The organism is Staphylococcus nepalensis (assembly GCF_002442935.1).
GTDB classification, from domain to species: domain Bacteria; phylum Bacillota; class Bacilli; order Staphylococcales; family Staphylococcaceae; genus Staphylococcus; species Staphylococcus nepalensis.
The window spans coordinates 2,786,299-2,810,814 of record NZ_CP017466.1 but is presented as its reverse complement, the minus strand read 5'-3'; the positions used below and the strand labels follow the sequence as shown (position 1 = coordinate 2,810,814).

At 31.9% G+C, this 24,516-nt stretch carries 28 protein-coding genes and 1 riboswitch; of the genes, 20 read left to right on the top strand and 8 right to left on the bottom strand.

Features of this window, described 5'->3' with window-relative positions:
- The 5 genes from BJG89_RS13475 (at nucleotide 1) to ychF (ending at nucleotide 6,471) form a co-directional block, all read left to right on the top strand.
- A complete protein-coding gene (locus BJG89_RS13475; protein ID WP_096811075.1) occupies nucleotides 1–2,607 on the top strand; it encodes a DUF2309 domain-containing protein in 2,607 nt (868 codons plus the stop codon).
- A gap of 179 nt (nucleotides 2,608–2,786) precedes the next feature.
- Nucleotides 2,787–3,155 (top strand): Na-translocating system protein MpsC family protein, encoded by a 369-nt coding sequence (locus BJG89_RS13470; RefSeq protein ID WP_096811074.1) that lies wholly within the window; start codon nucleotides 2,787–2,789, stop codon nucleotides 3,153–3,155.
- 1,096 nt (nucleotides 3,156–4,251) lie between these two features.
- On the top strand, nucleotides 4,252–5,136 hold the full coding sequence (locus BJG89_RS13465) for a mechanosensitive ion channel family protein (protein WP_096811073.1): 885 nt from the start codon (nucleotides 4,252–4,254) through the stop codon (nucleotides 5,134–5,136).
- A 21-nt stretch (nucleotides 5,137–5,157) separates the two neighbouring features.
- Nucleotides 5,158–5,373, top strand: coding sequence for a DUF951 domain-containing protein (locus BJG89_RS13460; RefSeq protein ID WP_096811072.1), 216 nt, complete (start codon nucleotides 5,158–5,160; stop codon nucleotides 5,371–5,373).
- Nucleotides 5,374–6,471, top strand: coding sequence for a redox-regulated ATPase YchF (ychF, locus tag BJG89_RS13455; protein ID WP_096811071.1), 1,098 nt, complete (start codon nucleotides 5,374–5,376; stop codon nucleotides 6,469–6,471). It begins immediately after the preceding gene.
- Between the two features lie 105 nt (nucleotides 6,472–6,576).
- On the opposite strand, the gene BJG89_RS13450 is transcribed toward ychF, so the two are convergent.
- Nucleotides 6,577–7,083: a phenolic acid decarboxylase gene (locus tag BJG89_RS13450; protein ID WP_096811070.1), complete on the bottom strand. Its 507-nt coding sequence runs from the start codon at nucleotides 7,081–7,083 to the stop codon at nucleotides 6,577–6,579.
- Nucleotides 7,084–7,185: 102 nt separating this feature from the next.
- Here BJG89_RS13450 and BJG89_RS13445 point away from each other — a divergent pair, with 102 nt between their 5' ends.
- The gene (locus BJG89_RS13445) at nucleotides 7,186–7,692 is read left to right on the top strand and encodes a PadR family transcriptional regulator (RefSeq protein ID WP_232514235.1); all 507 of its coding nucleotides are present in this window, start codon (nucleotides 7,186–7,188) and stop codon (nucleotides 7,690–7,692) included.
- Between the two features lie 144 nt (nucleotides 7,693–7,836).
- Here the strand turns inward: BJG89_RS13445 and BJG89_RS13440 are convergent, their stop codons facing one another.
- On the bottom strand, nucleotides 7,837–8,634 hold the full coding sequence (locus tag BJG89_RS13440) for a GH25 family lysozyme (RefSeq protein WP_096811068.1): 798 nt from the start codon (nucleotides 8,632–8,634) through the stop codon (nucleotides 7,837–7,839).
- A 407-nt stretch (nucleotides 8,635–9,041) separates the two neighbouring features.
- Between BJG89_RS13440 and rpsF the strand changes: the two genes are divergently transcribed.
- The 6 genes from rpsF (at nucleotide 9,042) to BJG89_RS13410 (ending at nucleotide 12,126) form a co-directional block, all read left to right on the top strand.
- A complete protein-coding gene (rpsF, locus tag BJG89_RS13435; protein ID WP_096811067.1) occupies nucleotides 9,042–9,347 on the top strand; it encodes a 30S ribosomal protein S6 in 306 nt (101 codons plus the stop codon).
- Nucleotides 9,348–9,365: 18 nt separating this feature from the next.
- On the top strand, nucleotides 9,366–9,872 hold the full coding sequence (gene ssb, locus BJG89_RS13430) for a single-stranded DNA-binding protein (RefSeq protein WP_096811066.1): 507 nt from the start codon (nucleotides 9,366–9,368) through the stop codon (nucleotides 9,870–9,872).
- A 49-nt stretch (nucleotides 9,873–9,921) separates the two neighbouring features.
- Nucleotides 9,922–10,164, top strand: a complete 243-nt coding sequence (gene rpsR, locus BJG89_RS13425; RefSeq protein WP_042737618.1) for a 30S ribosomal protein S18 — start codon at nucleotides 9,922–9,924, stop codon at nucleotides 10,162–10,164.
- Nucleotides 10,165–10,556: 392 nt separating this feature from the next.
- The gene (locus tag BJG89_RS13420) at nucleotides 10,557–10,811 is read left to right on the top strand and encodes a GlsB/YeaQ/YmgE family stress response membrane protein (protein WP_096811065.1); all 255 of its coding nucleotides are present in this window, start codon (nucleotides 10,557–10,559) and stop codon (nucleotides 10,809–10,811) included.
- A 135-nt stretch (nucleotides 10,812–10,946) separates the two neighbouring features.
- The gene (locus BJG89_RS13415) at nucleotides 10,947–11,477 is read left to right on the top strand and encodes a hypothetical protein (protein WP_096811064.1); all 531 of its coding nucleotides are present in this window, start codon (nucleotides 10,947–10,949) and stop codon (nucleotides 11,475–11,477) included.
- A 160-nt stretch (nucleotides 11,478–11,637) separates the two neighbouring features.
- Nucleotides 11,638–12,126, top strand: coding sequence for a GNAT family N-acetyltransferase (locus BJG89_RS13410; protein ID WP_096811063.1), 489 nt, complete (start codon nucleotides 11,638–11,640; stop codon nucleotides 12,124–12,126).
- Between the two features lie 328 nt (nucleotides 12,127–12,454).
- On the opposite strand, the gene BJG89_RS13405 is transcribed toward BJG89_RS13410, so the two are convergent.
- Entirely contained in the window at nucleotides 12,455–12,778 is a 324-nt protein-coding gene (locus tag BJG89_RS13405; protein ID WP_096811062.1) for a hypothetical protein, read from the bottom strand.
- A 619-nt stretch (nucleotides 12,779–13,397) separates the two neighbouring features.
- On the opposite strand from BJG89_RS13405, the gene BJG89_RS13395 reads away from it, so the two are divergent.
- Nucleotides 13,398–14,711 carry a LysM peptidoglycan-binding domain-containing protein gene (locus tag BJG89_RS13395; RefSeq protein ID WP_096811060.1) on the top strand — a complete coding sequence of 438 codons (1,314 nt, stop codon included), beginning with the start codon at nucleotides 13,398–13,400 and terminating at the stop codon, nucleotides 14,709–14,711.
- Between the two features lie 326 nt (nucleotides 14,712–15,037).
- Nucleotides 15,038–15,235, top strand: coding sequence for a hypothetical protein (locus BJG89_RS13390; protein ID WP_096811059.1), 198 nt, complete (start codon nucleotides 15,038–15,040; stop codon nucleotides 15,233–15,235).
- A 692-nt stretch (nucleotides 15,236–15,927) separates the two neighbouring features.
- Here the strand turns inward: BJG89_RS13390 and BJG89_RS13380 are convergent.
- Nucleotides 15,928–16,701 (bottom strand): poly-gamma-glutamate hydrolase family protein, encoded by a 774-nt coding sequence (locus BJG89_RS13380; RefSeq protein WP_096811057.1) that lies wholly within the window; start codon nucleotides 16,699–16,701, stop codon nucleotides 15,928–15,930.
- A 768-nt stretch (nucleotides 16,702–17,469) separates the two neighbouring features.
- Here BJG89_RS13380 and hypR point away from each other — a divergent pair.
- Nucleotides 17,470–17,904 (top strand): redox-sensitive transcriptional regulator HypR, encoded by a 435-nt coding sequence (gene hypR / locus BJG89_RS13370; RefSeq protein ID WP_096811056.1) that lies wholly within the window; start codon nucleotides 17,470–17,472, stop codon nucleotides 17,902–17,904.
- Nucleotides 17,891–19,213 (top strand): hypothiocyanous acid reductase MerA, encoded by a 1,323-nt coding sequence (gene merA, locus BJG89_RS13365; RefSeq protein WP_096811055.1) that lies wholly within the window; start codon nucleotides 17,891–17,893, stop codon nucleotides 19,211–19,213. The genes hypR and merA overlap by 14 nt, the downstream gene beginning before the upstream one ends.
- 335 nt (nucleotides 19,214–19,548) lie before the next feature.
- On the opposite strand, the gene BJG89_RS14640 is transcribed toward merA, so the two are convergent.
- Both BJG89_RS14640 and BJG89_RS13360 read right to left on the bottom strand, forming a co-directional pair.
- Entirely contained in the window at nucleotides 19,549–19,725 is a 177-nt protein-coding gene (locus BJG89_RS14640) for a hypothetical protein (protein ID WP_170006901.1), read from the bottom strand.
- A gap of 429 nt (nucleotides 19,726–20,154) precedes the next feature.
- A complete protein-coding gene (locus tag BJG89_RS13360; protein ID WP_096811054.1) occupies nucleotides 20,155–20,379 on the bottom strand; it encodes a hypothetical protein in 225 nt (74 codons plus the stop codon).
- A 293-nt stretch (nucleotides 20,380–20,672) separates the two neighbouring features.
- Nucleotides 20,673–20,769: riboswitch (guanidine-I (ykkC/yxkD leader) on the top strand.
- Nucleotides 20,770–20,823: 54 nt separating this feature from the next.
- Between BJG89_RS13360 and BJG89_RS13355 the strand changes: the two genes are divergently transcribed.
- The 3 genes from BJG89_RS13355 to BJG89_RS13345 all read left to right on the top strand — a co-directional run bounded on the left by BJG89_RS13355 (nucleotide 20,824) and on the right by BJG89_RS13345 (nucleotide 22,580).
- Nucleotides 20,824–21,150, top strand: coding sequence for a DMT family transporter (locus BJG89_RS13355; RefSeq protein ID WP_096811053.1), 327 nt, complete (start codon nucleotides 20,824–20,826; stop codon nucleotides 21,148–21,150).
- Nucleotides 21,150–21,464: a DMT family transporter gene (locus BJG89_RS13350; protein ID WP_096811052.1), complete on the top strand. Its 315-nt coding sequence runs from the start codon at nucleotides 21,150–21,152 to the stop codon at nucleotides 21,462–21,464. The genes BJG89_RS13355 and BJG89_RS13350 overlap by 1 nt, the downstream gene beginning before the upstream one ends.
- A 489-nt stretch (nucleotides 21,465–21,953) precedes the next feature.
- Entirely contained in the window at nucleotides 21,954–22,580 is a 627-nt protein-coding gene (locus tag BJG89_RS13345) for a LysE family translocator (protein WP_096811051.1), read from the top strand.
- Between the two features lie 70 nt (nucleotides 22,581–22,650).
- On the opposite strand, the gene BJG89_RS13340 is transcribed toward BJG89_RS13345, so the two are convergent.
- Nucleotides 22,651–23,016 (bottom strand): DUF4870 domain-containing protein, encoded by a 366-nt coding sequence (locus tag BJG89_RS13340; protein WP_096811050.1) that lies wholly within the window; start codon nucleotides 23,014–23,016, stop codon nucleotides 22,651–22,653.
- Nucleotides 23,017–23,121: 105 nt separating this feature from the next.
- Here BJG89_RS13340 and BJG89_RS13335 point away from each other — a divergent pair, with 105 nt between their 5' ends.
- Entirely contained in the window at nucleotides 23,122–23,700 is a 579-nt protein-coding gene (locus tag BJG89_RS13335; RefSeq protein ID WP_096811049.1) for a histidine phosphatase family protein, read from the top strand.
- Between the two features lie 291 nt (nucleotides 23,701–23,991).
- On the opposite strand, the gene BJG89_RS13330 is transcribed toward BJG89_RS13335, so the two are convergent.
- Nucleotides 23,992–24,207, bottom strand: coding sequence for a hypothetical protein (locus tag BJG89_RS13330; RefSeq protein ID WP_096811048.1), 216 nt, complete (start codon nucleotides 24,205–24,207; stop codon nucleotides 23,992–23,994).
- Nucleotides 24,208–24,516 lie beyond the last annotated feature (309 nt).

The following is a 24,516-nucleotide window of genomic DNA, read 5'->3' as shown; positions in this document are numbered from 1 at the left end:
ATGGGAATGAATAAAGTCATAACAAACCAAAACCAATATACGGATGATATCAATCATATCATCTCTGAAGCAAGCAGGGTCATTGTGCCTTTATCGCCTATTTCAGTATTTGCTGCAAGAAACCCATGGGCCAATTTAGAGCAATATACATTTGAAAATATTGCACAATGGTTGAAAAAAGTACGTGACGTAGATATTTATCCAACATTTAATACATTTAAACAGGCATATGAGCGTAATGAAATAGATGACCGTGAGATTGAACTTAAGTTACAACAGTGGTTAAAACAAATAAACCCTTCCATAGCTAAAAATCACGTTGAAACTTATGCTAGAAAATCTCTAGATTTAGCCCACTTAACAGTATTGAATCGTGTTTCAGAAAGTCAAGACATAGCAAACCATCGTACGAATGCATTAAATAAAACAGATGACATGAATACAACATCATTAGTGAGTACGTATATCACTGATAAAAACGATAAAAAATTAATAGATATAGTAGATTATCATGTGATTAAATGGTGTAAATTGTACGTTGACGATGCTCAATCGGGTTGGACAATGCCCAACCGTGACCAAGGGTTGTTTGTTGCATGGAGATGCCTTGTTCAACATGATCCTGCGTTATCTAAAAAACAGCGTACACGTCTGAAGACTTTACCAGATAATGCTGAAGATTTACTTGAAGTATGTTTAGAAGCATTAGGAGTGTCGGAGGGCCAGATACAATCCTATTTAGAAAATCATTTATTAGCGTTGCCTGGGTGGGCTGGCATGATGCTATGGCAAGATGAATATCATCACACTGAATATCAATTGCTATTAGCCTATTTAGCGATTCGTGTTGGCTTAGAATGGGCTATCGTTCAACCTTATTTGCCTGCAACAGAGCCAAATTATGAATTTGAATATTCAGTTGATGAATTTAGGGAAAATTGGATTCATACCGATCTGTTTACAACTGAACAATGGGACCAGTTATCCGTATCTCAACAAAAGGTGTATATTGATTTTGCGATCCATTTTGAAACGCAAATTTGTAAAAAATTGTTACTAGAAGCTTGGGAAGCAACTTATGAAAAACAGTTAAAAACCGCTGTTGAATCGGAGCAAAACGTTGAGCACAAACAGCACACAACACAAGTGCAAATGGCATTTTGTATCGATGTGCGTTCAGAACCTTTCCGTCAGCAAATAGAAGCGGCGGGGCCATTTGAGACAATTGGTATTGCAGGCTTCTTTGTTTTGCCTATTGCAAAGGAAGCGTTAGGAAGTGAACATAGTCATCCTTCTTTACCTGTGATGAACCAGCCTCAACATAAAATTAAAGAGTACACACACGAAAAAGAACCTACTACTTTTCGCCAACATCAGCATATACTTAAATCAATAACGTATACATTTAAGAAAATGAAGCAAAACGCTTTGCCTAGTTTGCTATTACCAGAATTAAGTGGACCTTGGTTAACCCTTCAAATGTTTTCACGTAGTTTTACACCCAGACCTGTTGGTAAATTAATTAGAAAATTTTACGCGGGTTGGTTACAAAAACCAAATGATACAACATTATCATTGCAACATTGTAACCATACTGAAGAAGGTATGCCAGTTGGTTTTACAGAAAAAGAGAAAGTAGATTATGTGCATCAGGCGTTGCGTTTAATGGGACTGACTTCTCATTTTGCGCCGTTAGTGGTGTTATGTGGCCATGGAAGTCAAAGTGCGAACAATCCCTATGCTTCCTCGTTAGACTGTGGGGCGTGTGGCGGTGCAGCAAGTGGATTTAATGCAAAAGTATTGGCGCAATTATGTAATTTACCAGAAGTAAGGGCATCCTTATTAACTGAAGGCATCGTTATCCCAGAAGATACTGTTTTTGTAGCAGCAGAACATCAAACTTCTATCGATGAGTTAGATTGGATATATACGCCTAATTTATCTGAAACTGCGCAAAATGCTTTTAATCAAATACAAGCAGCTATGCCTGATATTAGCTATAGAGCAAACGAGCAGCGTTTGAAAGCTTTGCCAGACAATCATTTGTTTAAAAAAGACCCTTTAAAAGAAGTACATCGCTTAACAAATGATTGGAGCGAAATTAGACCTGAGTGGGGGTTAGCAAGAAACGCTTCATTTATCATTGGTCAACGTGACTTAACTAAACATAGTGATTTAAAAGGGCGATCTTTTTTACACAATTATGATTGGAAGCAAGATAGTGACGGTAGTATATTAGCTAATATAATTAGTGGACCAGCTACTGTAGCACAATGGATTAATTTACAATACTACGCTTCAACAGTAGCGCCTCACTACTACGGTAGTGGCAGTAAGACGACACAAACAATCACAGCTGGTATAGGCGTGATGCAAGGCAATGCGAGTGATTTATTGACAGGTCTACCTTGGCAATCTGTGATGTCAGCAGATAATGAAATGTATCATTCACCTATCAGACTCCTTATTGTCGTTCAAGCACCGGATGATTTTATTAGACAGATATTAAACGATAATCATGATTTTTATCAAAAAGTATTAAACAGATGGGTTAAATTAGCAAGTATAGATGCATTTGGTCAATGGCATGATTGGCCATTAAATTAATTTATCAAGATGATTTTAAAATGATATGGTGGCAGATAAGTGAATGGTTAAGGCAACTAGATAGATTAATTTCTTGGTAATTGCGCATAAGTATGGAGAAATACATGCAAAAATGATAATGTTAGCATTATTAAAATAATGTGATAAGACATTCTGATTCTATGGGAGATGCATACGACATGAAAACAACCAAAGGTGCCTATGAGTCTGAAATCAGTAAAGCAATTACACAATGGGAAAAAGATTTCCTTGGTCGTGGTTCGCTTTCTGTAAAAACAGATATTTTACGTGATATGATTATTGTGAGTTTACAAGGCGTTTTGACACAAGCTGAATATAAAGTTTGCGAAACGCATGAAGGATTATTAACAATTAAACGTACAAGATCAAAATTAGTAGAATCTGGTATTGAAGCACTCGATGATATTATTTACTCGATTACTGGTGAAGAAGTTAAAGGTTTTCACACTGATTTAAGTTCTAAAACAGGTGAACGTGTCATGATATTTAAACTTTTCAACAATCTTGAGAAAAAAATTGCTGAATAAATCCGTTATCAAATTTAGTGTTTTGAAATTTTGTATAATAGGATGTAGTAACAGATGGTTGTTGGTACAAGTATAGTTTCATTCAAGTTCATTACTGCTAACAATAAAAATGAGCCTAAGGCATAAAAGCTGCCTAGGCTCATTTTTATTGTTAGTCTCAAAAATAGAGTACCTACTGATGTAAGGGTCAGTAGGCACTCATAACCTATTGAAATCAGAAGTATCGTTTGTTAAAAGATGGCTATCCTCATATAAATAATTGGGTGTTAAAGAATCATAATTTTTATCCATGCTTTAAAATTATAAAGGTAAAATGCTTGAAACTAAGTCTAATACTGTTTGTAATAATCCTCCTACCATAATATCCCTCCTTTCAAATGTATGTAACCTTAATCTGAATACTTATCCATTGTAAGTATTTCATTTAAAAGAAACATCTACTATTTTAAAATATCTTTGAAAATGAGTTCAAGTATGTTTTCAATCATTTTAATCACTCCTTCATATTTAAAAGTAAAACGCGATTATTCAATTTGATCAAAAATTAATTTGAGAACTTGTTCTGCTAATGTTGCTAACATAGTGAACACCCCCTTTATCTGAATATTATAATAATTATATTGGTTTATGTTGAAAATTCCCTAGATGGCCAAAAAGTATTCCTGAGCGTTAATATAATAAATTAATTGAAATTAGAATGTATGTAATTATTATTTTAACTAGTGTAAAATGTGCTTGATAGATAAAGAAGTATATAAAATTGATATTGAGTAGTTGAGGGGGGGAAAGAAAATCAAAAAAATGCTTTATTTCAAAGTGTTTTTGTAGTAATATTACTTATTGGGTGTTAAAGAATCATAATTTTAAATTATGGTTCTTTTTCTTTTGTCTATTTTTAACTAAAAACATTAAAAAATATAGTGATAATTATGCTTAAACACTTTGCTAATCCTTATATTTTTAATAAACTAGATGAGGTTAACGTAGTGGCATAGATCATTGATAAGGTCGTAATTTAGAGCGAAAGTTGGATTTGTTTCAGCTTTAAAAAGGTTATAATAAACTAAAGTGACAATGTGTTAAGGAGGAAGTATAGTTGGATCAAGTGAAAAATATTCTATATTCGATAATAGAACCATTATTGAAACCAGAAACGTATCAATCATTACTCTCTAATCTAATAATGATTATTGTTTATGTAGTGGCTGCATGGATTATTTTACATTTTGTGAACAAAGGTATCGCACAGTTCTTTAAAATTCAAAATAAAGGCAAAAATGGTAATAAAAAGCGGTCAAAAACTTTAATATCATTAGTACAAAATGTAGTCTCGTATGTGGTATGGTTTATAGTGTTGACTACGATTTTAAGTAAATTTGGTATCAGTGTGGGAGGCATCATAGCAAGTGCTGGTGTTGTAGGTTTAGCAGTCGGTTTTGGTGCACAAACTGTAGTTAAAGATATCATTACAGGTTTCTTTATTATTTTTGAAAATCAATTTGACGTGGAAGACTATGTTAAAATTAGTAACGGTGGTGCTCCAGTAGCAGAAGGTACTGTTAAATCAATAGGGTTAAGATCTATGCGCATTAATACTATTTCTGGCGAACTGACGACATTACCAAATGGTAGTGTCGGTGAAATTACGAACTACTCTGTGATAAATGGTGAAGCGATCGTAGAAATCCCAGTTTCTATAGAGGAAGATATTGATAAAGTAGAAGAAGAATTAAATGCTTTCTTTGAAGCGATTCGTTCGAAATATTATTTATTTATATCTACGCCAGAGGTTGTGGGTGTAAATTCCATCACAAATAATGAAATCGTATTGCGTATTTCTGCAGAGACGATACCTGGAGAAGGCTTTACAGGCGCACGCATTTTAAGAAAAGAAATATTGAAACTATTCAAACTTAAAGAAATTAAAATGCCACAACCAATGATGGTAAAATACGAAGCCAATCAACAAAATAATGCGTAAGACGATCGGAGGTGTTACAGAATGACATCCAATTACGGTTTAAATGATATTGTAGAAATGAAAAAACAACATGCCTGTGGCACAAATCGTTTTAAAATTATTCGCATGGGTGCAGATATCCGAATAAAATGTGAAAATTGTCAAAGAAGTATTATGATTCCAAGACAAACTTTTAATAAAAAATTAAAAAAAATACTAGTATCTAATCAAGATACTGAAAACAAGGAGAATGACTAAATGGCTTTAACAGCAGGTATCGTTGGTTTACCCAACGTAGGTAAGTCAACACTTTTCAATGCAATTACTAAAGCTGGTGCACTTGCAGCGAACTATCCATTCGCAACAATTGATCCCAATGTAGGCATTGTAGAGGTTCCAGACAGCAGATTAGATGTATTGACGGATATGGTACAACCGAAAAAAACAATACCTACAACATTTGAATTTACTGATATTGCAGGTATTGTGAAAGGCGCTTCTAAAGGTGAAGGGTTAGGGAACAAATTCTTATCTCATATTCGAGAAGTGGATGCCATTTGCCAAGTTGTGCGTGCATTCGATGATGATAACGTAACTCATGTGTCTGGTAAAGTGAATCCTATAGAAGACATCGAAGTGATTAATATGGAACTTGTACTAGCAGATTTAGAATCAGTTGAGAAACGCCTACCAAAATTAGAGAAAATGGCGAGACAAAAAGATAAAGATGCTGTAAATGAAGTTCGTATTTTAACAAGAATTAAAGAAGCATTAGAAGAAGGCGCTCCAGTAAGAAGTTTAGAGTTCACTGAAGAAGATCAAAAATATGTGAATCAAGCACAATTATTAACATCTAAAGAAATGCTATACATCGCTAACGTAGGTGAAGATGAAATAGGCGATGAAGATAATGAAAAGGTTCAAGCAATTCGTGAATATGCAGATAAAGAAGATTCTGAAGTAATCGTAATTAGCGCTAAGATTGAAGAAGAAATTGCTACACTTGAAGCTGATGACAGAGAAATGTTTTTAGAAGATCTAGGTATTGAAGAACCAGGTTTAGATCGTTTAATTCGAACAACTTATGACTTATTAGGTTTAGCGACTTATTTCACAGCTGGTGTACAAGAAGTACGCGCTTGGACATTTATTAAGGGTATGACTGCGCCACAATGTGCGGGCATTATCCATACAGATTTTGAACGCGGTTTTATTCGTGCAGAAGTGACAAGTTATGATGATTACGTTGAATTTAACGGTGAAAATGGTGCCAAAGAAGCTGGTAAACAAAGATTAGAAGGTAAAGAATATATCATGAAAGATGGCGACGTTGTTCACTTTAGATTTAATGTTTAAATTTAAAACCCCTATATATTACGTATTTTGTAATATATAGGGGTTTTTATAATTTTAATATTTAATCATACGGCTGTCTTAAATATTAAAATTTGTACTTCTAACTTATTTTTGGAAATTTAATTTGTGCTGTCTGATATCTTCCGGCATACCTTCATATGGTGCTTGTGCAATAACTTGTTCATTATCCACGCCAGGTGCACCAATGTAAGTAATTTTTGCAAATTCTGGTACAACATATTTAGGGTACGTTTCATATTTTTCTCTAGATGTTTCCATTAAACCAATGAAATCATTTTGATAACAAACGGTGATATCTGGGCGCTCATGCACCCATTTTGGGAAGAAAATAACACCATGCATTAGATTTTGATTAGGGACAAAGTTTAATGAAACATCGGTACCAGTTGGCTCTGTCCAAGATATTTTATAAACGCCTTCAATGATTTCAACGATATCAGCTTCTTGGTCTTTTACCCATCTGCCTCCAACCATGCCTGAATGAATACGGTAATCAATGGTATGGTCATTTTTAACATACATTTCGTATTCCCATCCATTGTCATACGTATAAATCATATGCATTCCAATAAATTCTTTTAATGTAGACATGCTGATCGACCTCCTATATGTAATTACTTACATGTTTACTTTTACATGTTAAATCTGTATACTAATCATGTCAAATCAATGGGAGTGATTAAATTGAAAAATGTGCTTCAATACACAATTTTAGGTTTATTAAACCATCAAGCTTTAACAGGGTACGAAATTTATAAATCATTCAGTGAGGTTATAGGGGAGGTTTGGTCTGCCAAACATAGCCAAATATATAATGAACTAAAAAAACTTTTGGAATCTGAACATATTTTTATTTCAGATGTAGATGAAACGAGTAAGGTAACAAAAAAAATATATCGTATTACGCCGTTAGGTCAGAAAACCTTATACCATTGGATTGAAACAGCAGATGAGGAAGAAAATAATAAAGACCCTTTTGCAATTAAAGTTTACTTCTATGATTATTTAAAGGCTGAAGAGAAGAAAAATCTTTTAGTAAGTAAGCAAACATATAAGTTAGAAAAACTAAGTTACTTAGAGTCGATTTTTAAAAGTCTTGATTCTACTAAAGATGCTCAACATATTCGTATAGTGAAAAAGGCAATACTTCGTGAACAAGCTTATATTGATTGGTTAGATTTTTGTTTGAGTGATATATAAATTAAAAAGAAAGACTTGAGCTTATATATGTGTACCCAAAATAAAAATAGGGCAGCAATCAATTTTAGAAACATTGGATTACTGCCTTGCTTCTTATATGTTGTGGATGTTTTTATAACACATTGTGCAGTTATTTTAAAACACTTATGATGTGAACCATGATGTATCTACACCAGGGCCAGTATAATTTGCATCTACATTTTGATTTAATTCAGGTGATGCGTAGCTATCTGTATATTGCCATAACACATGTTCTTGAGTTGGTTGTCCTGGATTATAATTAGCTATCCAATAGCCATCATATTGACCAACAGATTCCGAAGCATGTTCTTTCATAAAGTTTTCATAAGAATAGAATAAGATTTTTTTATCACCAGCAAGGCTGCGCATTTCATCATACCATGCGGAAGTACTTTCTTCTGTCGTGCCAGATGTTACGGTGTTTTCTTCAAAGTCATTAATATAAAAGCTAGCCTTAGGTGCTCGGTTATATAATGTTTGTGCTTCATATCGTGCGTCCTCTGGATTTTCATACATGCTGTAGGAATAAACACCGAAATCTAAGTTATATTTATCTAACAAATTTGAATTGTGTTCTAATGTAGCGTCAACTTTTTCGGATCCGTATTGGGCGCGAATAATAATAAAGTCGTAATTTGATTTTAAGTCTTTTACTTGTTGAGCTGTTAGGTCACCTTGCCATTCTGATATATCTAAGACGCGTTCTCCAGCAGCTGTTGTGCCAGCTTCAGAACGAAAACTACTTTCAGGTTTTTCTTTTTGAGCTTTTTCTGGATGTTCGTCAAGGTATTTTTGGTATCCGTAGCCCATTGTGCCTTTTTGGTTAGCTGTATCTTCAGCTGCATGTGCAGCATTCAAAGTCATTGTAGTTGCAAATAGAATACTAATTGATAAAAACCCTTTTCTGATTATTGAACTCATATAAATCTCCTTTTTAAATATAGAATGATGTAAATAATGTAAGCGTTTTTTGCTAGAAGAACATATAAAACAAGAACATATTTGACATGCTAGTAGAATTAAAATTATTTATCAAGTTTGTCTCAAGTGATTTTTAATTATATAAATAAGAAATTTTTATAAAATATAAATGGGGTTCATGATTTAAAGTATGCGTTTATTGTGATTTTGGAATTTCATTAAATGTACTCGTATTTCTAGATGTTTCATATGAAACATTCAATAAAAAATATACGTTTGAACGTCTGTTAATCATTGTAAAATGTAAAGGCGTGTGCTATAATTCTTGATTGTGAGTAATGAAAATTATTCCTTGCTTACCACATTAGATGGTGAGCCGTATAGACCACAAGGAGGTGCAATTATAAATGAGAACATATGAAGTTATGTACATCGTTCGTCCAAACATTGAAGAAGATGCTAAAAAAGCTGTTGTTGATCGTTTCAACGGTATCTTAGCTTCTCACGGATCAGAGGTTTTAGAAACTAAAGATTGGGGCAAACGTCGTTTAGCTTATGAAATTAATGATTTCAGTGAAGGTTACTACAATATCGTACGTATCCAAACTGAAGATAACGAAGCTACTGACGAATTCCAACGTTTAGCTAAAATTACAGATGATATCATCCGTTATATCGTAATTCGTGAAGACGAAGATAAGACAAGAAAATAATAAATGGGGGTCGTTTAAATGATAAATAGAGTTGTTTTAGTCGGTCGTTTAACGAAAGATCCAGAATATAGAACAACACCCTCAGGCGTGAGTGTTGCGACTTTTACTCTAGCGGTAAATCGTACGTTTACAAATGCGCAAGGGGAACGCGAAGCTGATTTCATTAACTGCGTTGTTTTTAGAAAACAAGCAGAAAATGTAAGCAACTACTTATTCAAAGGTAGTTTAGCTGGCGTTGACGGTCGCATTCAATCACGTAGCTATGAAAACCAAGAAGGTCGTCGTATATTTGTGACTGAAGTTGTCTGTGATAGTGTTCAATTCCTTGAACCTAAAAACCAAAATCAGCGTCATGCTCAAGAAGGAAATAATAATTTCCAAAACTTTGGTGGACAACAATCTGGACAAAACACGTCTTCTTATCAAAATAATAACAATAATTCATCAAATCATAATCAATCAAACAACCCATTTGCGAACGCAAACGGACCTATTGATATTAGTGATGATGATTTACCATTCTAATTATAGTGAACATATAAAATATAAAATTTTTTAAAAGGAGGCAGTTACCATGGCAGGTGGACCAAGAAGAGGCGGACGTCGTCGTAAAAAGGTTTGTTATTTCACAGCAAATGGCATTACACATATCGACTATAAAGATACAGAATTATTAAAACGTTTTATCTCAGAACGCGGTAAAATTTTACCACGTCGTGTAACAGGTACTTCAGCTAAATACCAACGTATGTTAACTTTAGCTATTAAACGTGCACGTCATATGGCATTATTACCATATGTTAAAGAAGAACAATAATAAATATTGTATCTGTAAACCTCGTAGGCAGAAAGCTTACGAGGTTTTTGTATTGTCATTATTTTATAATGCGGACGAAGTAACTTAAATATTGTGTTATAGTTTAGTAGAAAAAATATCAATTTAAGATTTACATTCTTACTAATGCGTTTTATAATGTACTTTGCATGCCCTCGGGTGTGCGAAAATGAGGAGATGGGTTTTCTGTGTGCCCTTGGGTATGCAGAAGATTCATAACTCCCGTTATAAAGGCCCCTTTAATTAGGGGTCTTTTTTATTTAGCATTTTATAGCTATTTACGAATTAAAAGTATGTATGGTATTTTATTTTCATGTTGATTATCGCAATATTCGTGTATCTTAAAATTTATAGTTAAGAAGGAGATTATTCATATGAGTTTTATAATAATGATTATTGTCGGTGGTTTGATCGGCTGGATTGCAGGTGCTATTGTAGGTAAAGATATCCCAGGAGGCATCATTGGAAACATTATTGCTGGACTTATCGGTTCAGCTATAGGAAGCAGATTATTAGGTACTTGGGGACCAGTATGGGGCGGCGTCCCAATCTTCCCAGCGCTTATTGGCGCGATCGTACTTATTTTTGTAGTTTCACTTATTGTTGGGGCACTTAAAAAGAATAAATAAAGACACAATATAATGGAAAGCCAATGAATGATACAACAATTTCTTAATATAACGGGTAGAAAATGATGAACAATTGTAAAAAGCGTTGCGGTAATCAACGACCATCTCTAATTTTAAATTTAAAGGTGGCTTATTATGATTAATATCATTTCCGCCATTGGTTCTATAGGAACATTTATAATGGCATTGTTTTATTTTATTTCAGTTTCGATTCAATTATATCAAATGAAAATCACATTTATTCCTGCTTTAGGGTTTAATCAGATTCTACTTTCTCTAGATAAAGATAACCAATTACAAATGATTAATACAAGCGCTGATTCTCTTAATCATCAAGACTATTTAAAGATGTATAATTTAGGAGGCGGCGCAGCTAAAGACATTAAGATTGAAATTTTGTTAGATGAAGATAGTGTAATTCAGAAAAAATATGTGAGTATTTTACCTAGTAAAGAAAGCTATTTGTTACCAATCAATAAAGATGTTTTCGATGAATTACAGTCTACGATTCAAAATAATGGTTATGAGTCTCATTTAAATATAAAAATTACTTATTACCATAATGTAAGTAGAAAAGAAAAAACGATTATGTTAAATGGTAAGCTAGATAGATTTAATACGTATGAAGAAAAAGCACTTTATGAATTACAATTTATTAATAAATAATAACTGATAAGTATATGCGTTTTTTATGTAAATCATTTAATGGACAACACTCATTTGCTAACTGATGACAGTTATGATGAGTGATTTTTTTGTTATATTTTCTAACATTAATTTGTTGCTGGTTTACATTCAATATACAATAAGTGAGAGGTGATATTTTATGATACGACATGCACAACAAACAGACTTACAAGCTATTTTAGCTATTTATAATGATGCGATTTTAAACACTACTGCAGTTTATACATATGAACCAGTTACATTAGCAGAAAGAGAAGCGTGGTTTTATTCGAAATTAGAAAAAGCGGAACCTGTTTTTGTTTACATTAAAAACGGTGAAGTGGTTGGATTTGCAACATACGGACCATTTAGGAATTGGGTAGCATATCAATATACAGTGGAGCATTCTATTTACGTTGCTCCCGAAACACGTCATGAGGGTATTGCTTCCCAATTATTAACTAAATTAATTGATGAAATCACAAAAAATAATTTTAAAACAATCGTAGCAGGTATTGATGCTTCTAATGTTGGAAGTATAAAACTTCATCAGAAATATGGTTTTGAAGCATGTGGGAATATAAAATGTGTTGGTTATAAATTTGAACAGTGGTTAGATTTAGCATTTTACCAATTAATACTAAAGTAAATCATAAAGCATATAAGTAGAGAAATATGAACATAATGAATGATAAAATTCAATAGTATGGTTGCGTCATTTTTTTTATACATAAATGGAAATGTATATGCGAATTGAAGCGGAATAGGCTTATCTTTATGATTAATAAGTAATTAACGAATTAAATCATCAACTGTGGCCCCATGTATTTTAGCAAGTTTGAATGCCAAAGATCACGAAGAGTTGTATTGATTGTTTTCAATAGCATTAATAATTTGTCTAGATACATTCACGACTTGGTTTCATGTGAATTGAGAAATGCATTGCTTTGACGATAAACGTTAATTTTATTTTTGATTTAACGACCTTTTGACATATATTTACGTCTAATATAGAAATAGTTCATAATAGCTAATGAGAAAATAATGAATATCATAGTTATTTCTGGATAGTTTCCAAATAGACTATGATTAAAATCCCACACATTTAATAAGCGCATGATAAGAATAAATAACAAACTATATACACTCCATACGCAGGTTCTTGCTAAAACCGCTAAAAACATTTTTCTTTGCCTCTCGTCAGGGTGGTCAGTTAGCTCTGAAGGTAAAAATTTATGAGACAAGACGTTCCAACTAGCTGAAAACAATAGAACTACAATAAAAATAATTAAATATTTCATATATGACACCTCGAAATTAAAATAGGTTTAACGTATCATTAACATAAAAAAATTGCGTAATATGTCAAATCTTTTTAACATTATCTATAGTCAATTTGAAATGTAAAAATCTGGTTATTTTAGTTTATAAAATGGGTATGAATAAATAAGCAGTGTAACTTATTCGTAAGGATATATTAAGGTGAATATTACTGAATAAGCGCATTTTTAACGATTTGGGGTGTTCGTGATGTCTGTACTGATTTTGTTATTTCATGTAATCTGTTTAATCATTGTGGTAAGCGCTGGTATTGTAGCAATAAAAGAGTTTAAAAAACCTATGAATAAGCGGAACCAAAGGAAAATTGACTCAATATTAGTATTAGTGCTCATAGTGGCTTTAGTCGCGATTTTATCAAGTGTTTTTACAGATATATAATCAAAGTCGTTACTCGAAATGAGTAGCGGCTTTTTTTGTAAATAATTAAAATATAATTTTTGTTATTATAATGAGCCAAATAAAATAACATTTTGTAAATGTTTCAAAATTAATATAGAATAAATTAAAGAGGTTTTGAAAATGAATTTTTTTGAAATCGACATGTAATATGATTCAAATTTTAACTAGGGAGATGTTGTTATGAAATTTAGGTTTGGTGTTTCACTATTATTGGTTTCTAGCTTGCTACTTTCGCAAACGGCGATGGCTGCCCAAGATAATAATGAACAAAACACAGATAAAAGCAATAAGCAAAATAGAGAGGACACCAGCAAAGCGATTGATTATGAAGAAGCTCAAAAAATGAGCCCACAACAATTGAAAAATGCACTGACACCAGAAGATTTAAAATTACATAATAAAGTTGCAGAACATAATAGTACAGAGATGAGAAGTTTTGCTGCAAATCGTGCTTATCAAGATGTGAATACATATATAGCAAATAATAATATTAAGCCAGCAAAGATTGTTCAAGATACTAGAATAAATAATTTGCCACAGTATAGTTATAAGTCTGGCAAATACATTGGTGTAGTTATTCATGAAACGGCTAATCCAAATAGCACGATTGATGGTGAAGTGAATTATATGTACAACAATTACAATAGTGCATTTGTTCACGCATACGCGAGTAGTGATAAAATTATTCAAACTGCCCCAAGCCAATATTTAGCTTGGGGGGCTGGCGCAAACGCGAACCCTTATTTTTATCAAATCGAATTAACAAGGTCTAATACATTTGATGAATTCGCTAAATCTGTAAATAACCAGGCCTATTTAACAGCAAAAATGTTGAAAGCTAATGGTTTACAACCTTCTCTTGCAGATAACAACCAAGGTACAGGGACAATTATTAGTCATAATGCTGTAAGTCAGTATTGGGGTGGCACAAACCATACGGATCCTATTGGTTATTTTAGTCAATGGGGATATGACATGAACCAATTTTACAGTTTAGTGCAAAAACATTATAAATCTCTTTCAGGTGACGATAGTGATGATGCTATTACTGGCAGCACATACAAAGTGACAAAAGGAGATACGCTTTACAGTATTTCAAGACGAAGTGGTGTTTCAATTGATAATATAAAAAAATGGAATAACTTAAGTAGTAACAATTTAACTGTGGGGCAAGTATTGAAGTTGAAAAATCCCGAAACACCGAGTGATTCGATTACTGGCGATACACACAAGGTAGTCGAGGGAGATACGCTTTATAATATTTCGAAAAGAAGTAAAGTGAGTGTAGATAATATAAAAAAATGGAATAACTTAAAATCAGATCATATTAGTAAAGGGCAAACTTTATACTTAGTTAAAACACACACTGTTAAAAAGGGAGATACGCTCTACAGCATTGCTAAAAAGCAAGGGACGAGTGTAGAAAAAATTAAAAAGGATAATAAATTAACGTCGAATAGTTTGAAAATAGGACAAATTTTAAAAATCAAATAAAAATTGCTACTGTCAATAAGGCCGAACATTTATAATGTCTCGGCCTTCAATATAATTTAGAATATGTGTATTTGAAATAGAAATAGTCCTTATATAAGCGTTTTACCTTCTATATTCAGTCTGTTCTAATCTTGTGTTAGTACTGTTTTTCTCTTTTTATTAAAGTTGTGGAATGTATCATGTCGTGTTAAATTAACTCTATGCATAGAAATTGAGAGACTGATATATACATTAATTCAAATATTAAAACGTAGGTGTCTAAGTTCAGAGAGTATGATTTAGAAAGATATCAAAATAATTAATATTGATATCGTAGGGGCATGTTTATGAAATATTTTAATCATTATTTTACGTTATTATATGCTTTTTTATTGATAGGGTCTATTTACCTTATTTTTGAATATACAAATTTAAAATCGTTTGAAGGCAAGGGATTTTGGATTTATATTATATATATGATATTTGGTGTGTTGATTGGAATAATGAACCGTAGGTATCGTATCAAAAAGGACATACATCAATAAAAAAATAAATGAACTTCATTTAATGATAGCCAAAAATGAACAAATGTATGTATAAAGTTTATGATTCAACCACACATATAGAGCACTTTACTTAGTTATAAAATATAAATCAAAAGATAATTATAAAACTTGAGGTGAAATGCTATATTAACAAAAGGAATTAAACATCCACGTGTTAAATTATTATTTGATTTTATTGGAATTCTGTCTGCAATTGGCGTGTTGATTATTGTATTTATAAATAGTTACGTGGGTAATCATTCTGGGAATTTTAAATTAGGCTTCGACGTGTATGGCACAGATATGATTATAATGAATATCTTCTTATTAATTACGGTGGTGTGTGCAGTGATGTCTATTATTTTAAAAAGCATAAAATGATATTGGTAGTGTAGTAATCGTTAAATGCTTTAGATAAATGGTACACCATTTGAAAGATGCGTTATAGTAGGTATTTCGTTAAATAGTTTGTAGAATAAGAAGAGCCTGGGGGAGCAATATGTGCCCCAGGCTTTCAATATGCTTGGCTGTAGTAAATTAGAATTAAAATATACTAATCGTGACGTTTTTATAAGGCAACTATTAAAAAGTCTTAGCCTGTATAATACAAAATAACCTCAGTTAACGAAAATAAAATAAAGATACCTTCGTTGAATTTATTTTAAAATGAGTTATTTAATAAATTAAATTTTTTATGTTTGAGAGTGAATGCCTTTAGTGACAGCTTCTGCAAAATCATAAATAGATTGACGATATTTAGAAGTGTTCTCTCTCGTTTTTCTGTCTAAGTTATCTTTTTTGAAAAACGATTTTCTGATAGAAGTAGATATCTCAAGTTGTACACCAGAACCACTGTCGTTTTTATTAATAAAGTTATTATTTGAACTCCCGTCAATACGGTTGGGACTTTCCTCTACATTAAACCCTTCTTTTTCTAATTCTTTCTTAATTGAATCGGCCATTTTTTTATCCCGGCCACCAATATAAACTGCATTCTCATCGCTTTGAAAGCCATGTATAGAAATAGATTCTTTAGATTTATTACTCATTTCTTTTAATTTAGAATCATCAAAACGAGTAGAAGTAATATGTAATTGTTTATTATTTGATTTTAATAATCCTTCAAAGCTGTATAAGTTGAAATCTCCTTTTTTAGAGATAATCTTAGCTAATTCAGAAGTACCAGGTTCAATGCCACCACCATGGATAGCAGTGATTAATATATCTTTATTATTAGTTTTCTTAATGTTTCTTTGCCAATCGCTATTTTTCTCAGTGTCTGATTTTAATTGAGAGAAATTTTGGTATTTATCCTGATTTTGAGATTGGTCTTGGTTCTGGGATTGATCATGGTTCTGAGGTTGGTCCTGATTCCATACGTATGTGAAATATAAACCGAGTAATACTATGCCGACAATAACGAGCATAATTAAATAATATAAATAAGTTTTTAAGATGTTTTTCATAATTAGCTCCTAAATCTATATATTTAGTGATTGTTAAATTATAACAAAATTATTAATAATATATAAGTTATAAGTAATTTGCAATTGTATTACTGATTCCGTAATACCTAGTTACATTTTAGGGTATGACATAATACATAGCCAATAATGAAACAGTTGAAAATGAACATATGGTTGGTAGATAAAAGATTTATTTTAGGAGAAAGGTTGTGAATTTGTTGGATATAGTAACGAAAATGTAAAACAATGTGCCTAGTGATAAAGTGTTTGAAGCTTTTGTAAATCCAGATTGTGTTGGAGGATTCTGGTTTTCCTCTGGCTCTGAGCGTTGATGTTAAGGAAAAACAACAACTTACAATATGAGGCGTATAATGCTGAAATTAATATATTTATAAAAAATATTGTTGAAAATGAAGAAATTAACTTTAAATGAGGAGCATCGCATTCAGTCACAATTCATTTTAAATGTAATAGTCATTACACGATAGTGACTACAAGAGAAAGTGGGTTTAATAGAAATGATGTGAAACGCTTACTGGGACAAAAAGAAGGGGGATTTATACGTCAGCTGTTTAAAGATATATATGGTATACGATAATAAAATAAGAGGTGCATGATTATAAGTTCCATGAAGAGGAGAGATGTTAAATCATTTTGAACGCTTTTCGTTATAATATAGCAAAGGATTAAACAAATGATTTGTGTGAAATAAAATTGTATGTTTAAATGTAACTATAAAAGTTTCAATTAAAATCAAAAGGTGAGACTATGAATTTAGAATTTAATATAGCAGTACACTTATTATCATTTTTGGTAAAGCATTTTGATGAACGTTTTAATAGCACTGAATTAGCTGAACGTATTTGTGTAAACCCAGTGCAATTACGTAGGGTGACGCGTAAATTAAATCAATACCAATATCTAGAAACATCAAGAGGTAAGTTTGGTGGGTATCGAGCCAACATTACAACGGCTCGGGTGAATTTAGCTGAATTATTTATACTTTTTAATGAAGATAAATCGGAAGGACGTATATATACTGGAGATGAAAGCAGTAATTGTGAAATATCTAGAGAGATTGGTAATACAATGTCTAAGTTCCACAAAAAGGAACAGCAGATATTAATCGATTATTATAAAGGTATTACAATACGTGATGTTTTAAATGAAACGCTTAAGGAGGATACTAATGAAACAATTTGATTTACTTATTATAGGATTCGGTAAAGGCGGCAAAACATTAGCCAAATTTGCAGCTGGACAAGGGAAAAGTGTCGCTGTAGTTGAAAAATCTAAGAAAATGTATGGTGGTACATGCATTAATATAGGATGTATTCCTTCTAAAACGCTTGTACACGAAGGATTAGAGCATGGTTCATTTGATGAAGCTTTTTCTAGAAAAAGCGACGTAGTTAATGCTTTAAATAGCAAAAATTATCATAATTTAGCAGATGATAACAATATAAGTGTCCTAGATTATAAGGCAGTATTTACGTCTAATAAAGAAATTGATTTATTAGATGAAGATGATCAAATACAAGAAACAATCACAGCAACTGACATTGTTATAAACACAGGTGCGAATCCCGTTATTCCATCCATTGATGGTGTAGAGACGTCACAACATTTATACGATTCTACAGGTATTATGGCGTTGACAACTCAACCTAAACAGTTAGTTATCGTTGGTGGAGGATATATTGCATTAGAATTTGCTTCTATGTTTGCGAATTTTGGTACACAAGTCACAATTTTAGAAAAACATGATGATATTATGCCTAAAGAAGATAAAGAGATTGTTTCTGAAGTTAAGAAGGATTTAGAAAATAAAGGCGTAAACCTCGTATTGAACGCAGATACAGAACGTTTTGAAGATACAACTTCTGGCACGATTGTGCACACTACGAAAGGTAACTATGAAGCAGATGCCGTATTATTAGCAACTGGCCGTAAACCTAATGTAGATTTTGGACTAGAAAATACGGACATCAAAATTGGCGAACGTGGTGAAATAAAAGTAGACAAACATTTACAAACTGATGTACCACACATATACGCATTAGGTGATGTGAAAGGCGGTATGCAATTCACTTATATTTCATTAGATGACTTTAGAATCGTCAAAGACCAGTTATTTGGGAACGGCGAACGTACAACTGAAAATCGTGGCGTTGTACCTTATACAGTATTTATTGATCCTCCATTATCACGCGTTGGTTTGACAGCAGGAGAAGCCAAAACGCAAGGTTATCAAATTTTAGAAAATGCAGTTCCAGTTAATACAATCCCACGTCACAAAGTAAACAATGACACAAGAGGTTTGTTTAAATCAGTAGTTAACAAAGAAACAAATGAAATACTAGGTGCGACATTATATGGTTTACAATCAGAAGAAATCATTAATTTAATAAAATTAGCAATCGATCAACGCTTACCTTTTGAAGTATTGAAAGAGAATATTTATACCCATCCTACAATGGCAGAATCTTTTAATGATTTATTTAATATGTAGGTAGCAAACAGTAATAAGTATACATTTGCTAAGATTTGTATATAAGGACTACTAAGGTTTAGAGCATCGTATAAAGCAAGTTCATGCATAATAGAATACGACAGAAAACGTATGTTTCTAAAATGGTTTCTGTCCTATCTCGGTAAAGGTGACTAGAAAAAAAGCATGCAAGAGCTAAAATGCTTGCCATAAGTGCCTTCAACTTAATAAATTAAGAAGTGGTACTTTAAAAATTTAATATCAGTGTATTTTCATTCCAGTTATCTACTGCCAATATGATATTTAAGGCTGAGACATTGTACTAAATTTGTCTCAGCCTTCTTATATGAAACGTATTATATTATTGACTTAATAATCTGACCAATCAATCCAAAAATACCAATAACTAAACAAACAACGCCGAAGCTAACTAAACTTTGTTTTTTGCCCACGTTTTCTTTTTTTGGTATACGATTATTTAGGATGAGCAACACAATACCAACAATAATGAGTAATATTGAGATAATCCACATTTTGCGTCCCTCCTTATGTAATTTGATTATGACACATGCTCTTATTATATATTTACCCTTTTACTTTCTAGGATTAACGCATTCGTCTTGTTATTTATAATGATATTATGCATATTAAATTTAAAATACGGTTTATATATATTATAAATGATTATGTAAAGAAAGGGTATAGTTAGATATAAAACAAAAAAGCCAATAAATGTCGTGTTTTTAATGCGGTGATTTATGGGGCTATTGCAAATAAAGCCTATCCAAATTATGAAATAGAATATTAATATATCCAGGGACGTTCTCCTGCGTGTATTTAATTTTAAACATGATATCGAAAATTAAAAACAGATATGTTATTGGCGCTAATCAAAAATTAAAAGATGAGTATACTGATTCGTATGCATCAGTTATACTCACCTTTTTGGTCGAGGATTTAGATTATAAAATATTGTGGCTCACATCCTCGTGTGAATAGTTTTTTAATAATGAACAGCCTAGTGGATGTTGACCGTTATCTACATAGTGATTGATTTCCTCAAGTACATCTAAAATCTCGTATTCAGGTGTATTGATATCAAAAGTATATTTGAATATTTGTTTCTTGTCGGATAATACAGTAGCAATAAGTTCATCATTTTGCATTTTGTAATTTAATAATTTCATCATAATCCCTCGCTTTTATAAAAATTTATAGTTTAATTAATCAAAGTGCTTAATTGAGAATGAGTTTCATCAATCACGCTATTAAATTATAATTATTATAATTTAATGCTTAGTATACATTAAAATTCATAAAATGTAGAGAGTTTTGACTCGAAAAATTATAAAAAAAGTGCAAAATTAAGCGTTAATCTTATGTAAAGCGTTTTCCTTATGATAATTATTATAATTTATGATAAAATTCATTTCTTAAGCTTGAATATAAAAGTGTAATTTGATATGATTTAAATAATTGAATAAACGCTTTCTAGGGTTCCACAACATTTTTGTTGGTTCGGTCCGAGAGAAAGCCACATATATGATGTGACACGGAAGGATAAAAGCCTGGGAGATAGTATGAACAACTATCTCCCGGGCTTTTTTAACTTTTTTAGGAGGTATCTTATTATGAATTGGTTAAAAATTATTATTGCAGCTGTCTTTGAAGTAGGATGGGTGATTGGTTTAACGCATGCTTCATCAGTATTTGAATGGATTTTAACTATCATTGCTATATTTTTAAGCTTTTACTTGCTTATTGAAGCATCTAAAGTATTGCCAGTAGGAACATCTTATGCAGTGTTTGTTGGACTTGGTACGACCGGTGTGACATTATTTGATTTTCTATTTTTTGGACAACCATTTAATTTAGGGAAAATTATTTTAATAATAACACTATTATTAGGTGTAATTAGCTTGAAATTAGTGACAACAAGTGATGGGGGGCGTTCGTAATGGCTTGGATTTTATTAATTTTTGCAGGTGTTTTTGAAATGTTAGGTATCACGTTTTTGAATGCTTATGTGCATAGTCGTAAATGGCGTTCGCTTGGATGGATGATAGCTTTCTTTGCAGTGAGTTTCTTAGCGTTATCCATAGCAATGAACCAATTGCCTATGAGTACGGCTTATGCTGTATGGACTGGTATTGGTGCAGTCGGAGGGGCTGTTTTAGGTATGCTATTTTATAAAGAGTCAACTGATATAAAAAGAATTATCTGTATTATTGTCATATTAGGCAGTACGATTGGTTTGAAATTAATAAGTTAATGTTTATTGTATCAATCAATATTAAGAAGATGTGTAATCCTCTTATTGGCTAATGTTAGTCTTTAATGTGTTTGGTTTGCTTTGGAGGTTTAGAATAGAACTTACAGCTTACGCAATATGCGATAGTTTTTTCTAGACAAAATATAAAAAGATCGAAAAATAAAGATTAGCTTATTCTCGATTCATTGAGTTATTGCTAATAAAATAGAAGAGAGCAGGGTGAAAACTTTTGAGTAAAATCGTTTCTGTCCTGCTCTCTATTAAGTGTAATATGTTTATGAATATAAAAGACAAGTAGCCGATTCTCGACTACACAGGTAATATAGCATAATCGTTTAATTTGAATCAATTCAGACGGTGTATTTTTATAGTAAACTGTTTAAGGCCTAGCTTGTAATATACTTTCTTTGAATTATTAAAAAATAATGGACTAGCGTGTTGCGATGGTCAGTGCATCTTGATAACATAAACAAAGTGGAGGTGCATAGAATGGAAGGATTAGCCGCATTTATTACAATCACTTTAATGATTATTATCGTCCCTGGTCCAGATTTTTTTGTAGTAATGAAAAATTCGATTACGTCAGGTAAAGGTAATGGCGCAATGGCAGCGTTAGGTATCACAACCGGTCACGTTGTTTATTCTTTATTAGCGGTTTTTGGTATTATTTTTATATTAGCAAATATGTATTATGTATTCTTAGTAATTAAAATACTTGGCGCTGGTTATCTTATATATCTAGGGATAAAAAGTATTATAAGTGCACGTCAAGGTATGAATTTTTCTGTAACGCAAATCGAAGCGCAACAGTTTAGTTATTTAAGCTCTTATAGACAAGGCTTTTTGAGTACCATATTAAATCCGAAAGCACTACTCTATTACATAAGTATTTTACCGCAATTTTTAAGTACGGGTGAAGGCGTTACAACACAAATAGCCATACTGTCAGCGATTGTAACTACAGTTATTTTATTATGGTTTATTTTTTGTGTTTATATTTTTCAATATATCAAGCTACTTTTTGCTAATAGAAAAGTCAAAGCCATTTTTGATTACGCAGTAGGAACAGTTTTAATAGGTCTGTCACTTAACTTACTATTTAGTAAAAGTAGTTAATAAAAGCGAATATAAAAAGGGAGGATGGTTTCACGTTTATTAAGAACCATCCTCCTTTTTAAATATTATTTTACGGGTTAAAATAAGCATTTTCAGAAATTAGTACTTTAACACCGCGATAAACGTTTTTAATTGTATACCAAATGGTCAATATGATTAAAATGATAGAGAAAATAATAGCGATAACAGTAATCGTGTTTTGTTGCTGATTGATGAGTGTGCTTCCTAAACCTAACGTAATTGCAATGAAGACTGGACCGATATATGTGATAATATGATAAAATAACGATTTAGCTGCATGCGCAGACGCTGGCTTATCAGCAAAAATCCAAATAATGATTGGTAAAATAATAGGTGCAAAAAATATACTAAAATAACTGATAGAAGATAGAACGCGACCGCCTTGTGTATCCGAATGTAATGATTGTTCATTCATTTTTATCACCTCATGTTAATCATAACAACAATAAAAAATGAATTATAGTCTATATGCTCCATCTAACAAAAGTGTTAGATGAGATAAAAAGGAGGATAAATCAATATGAAAATATACTTAATTCGACATGGTGAATCTAAATCTAATTATGATAAAAAAGAAGGGAATCATTATTTTTGTGGCCAATTAGACGTGCCTTTAACGGAAAAAGGAGCGCGCGGCGCACAACGATTGCAATATCATTTTAATAAAATGAAGATTGACCATATCTATTTATCAGATTTAACGAGAACTAGGCAAACATATAATGTAATTTTTGATAAATTTATCCCTGCAACTGTGACCCCTTTATTAAGAGAACGTTCTTTAGGTATTTTTGAAGGTAAAAAAGTGAGTGAAGTTGAACAAGATCCTCAATATGCAGCATATTTTGGTAATGGCGCATATCATGCATTTAGACACAGCTTTACTCAAAAAGCGCCAGAAGGTGAAAGTTATGAAGATGTATTGAAACGTGTAGAAGCTTTCTTTAAAAATGAAGTAGACCCATCTTTAGAATCTATTGTAATTATTGCGCATCAAGTCGTAATCAGATGTTGCTTAGTATATTTAGGGTATGAAAATAAAGATACTGTAATAGACAAAAAAATAGAAAATTGTGTACCGTATGAAGTTGAAAAATAGCATAAGAATCTAAAGATAAATACTCACGGCCAAAATAAAAATAAAATGCACCTTCGTTAAATAAGGTGCACTGTTATATTTAAGTATTTTAATTTTGAACGTACATACTTGCCAATGCATATGATTTGGTGCTGTAGTTTCTGATACAGACTTCTGTGGGTCTCAGTATGCTATCAATAGATGACCAGGAATGAAAACACGCTTCAAGCTTTATATTTACATTAACTAGCCATCCTTGGCAGGGCGCAACTGAGCAATCATTTTAGAGAAATGTGAACTCTGCCCTGTCAGTTAATATCTTTTTGCTGCTGTTAAGCTATCATGAAATCCTTGAAAAATTGTGTGTATATTGTCTAAAAAACTACCGACAATAACTGCTAGTATGACGTAAGTTATACTTAGAGCAATTGATTTATATGAGATAACGCCATATGTTTCTTTCTTCTCAAAGAGATTAAAAGCTATGAAGACAGCAGCCATTGCACCTAGTAAAATAGTTATCACCATGGGTGCTACCTCCTTAAAATGGTTTCTCGACTGTGCTCCTACGTTTACTGTATTTAATCTTATACTAAAGGATAACAAACACAACTCTGAGAAAAAAAGACATATCATATTAAAAAACCTTACAATCATGTAAGGTTTTTTACAAATATAAGTCAATGTTTTTCGAAAAATAATGTGTAAGCGTTTAAAAGGCTTTATGAGACTGGAAATTAAAGATGTCATCGTTTTGTAATGCTATTGATTTAATCTCTTATTAAGTAAAGTAAATATGACATTTATTTAAAATAATGTTCACAATTATGATTATTA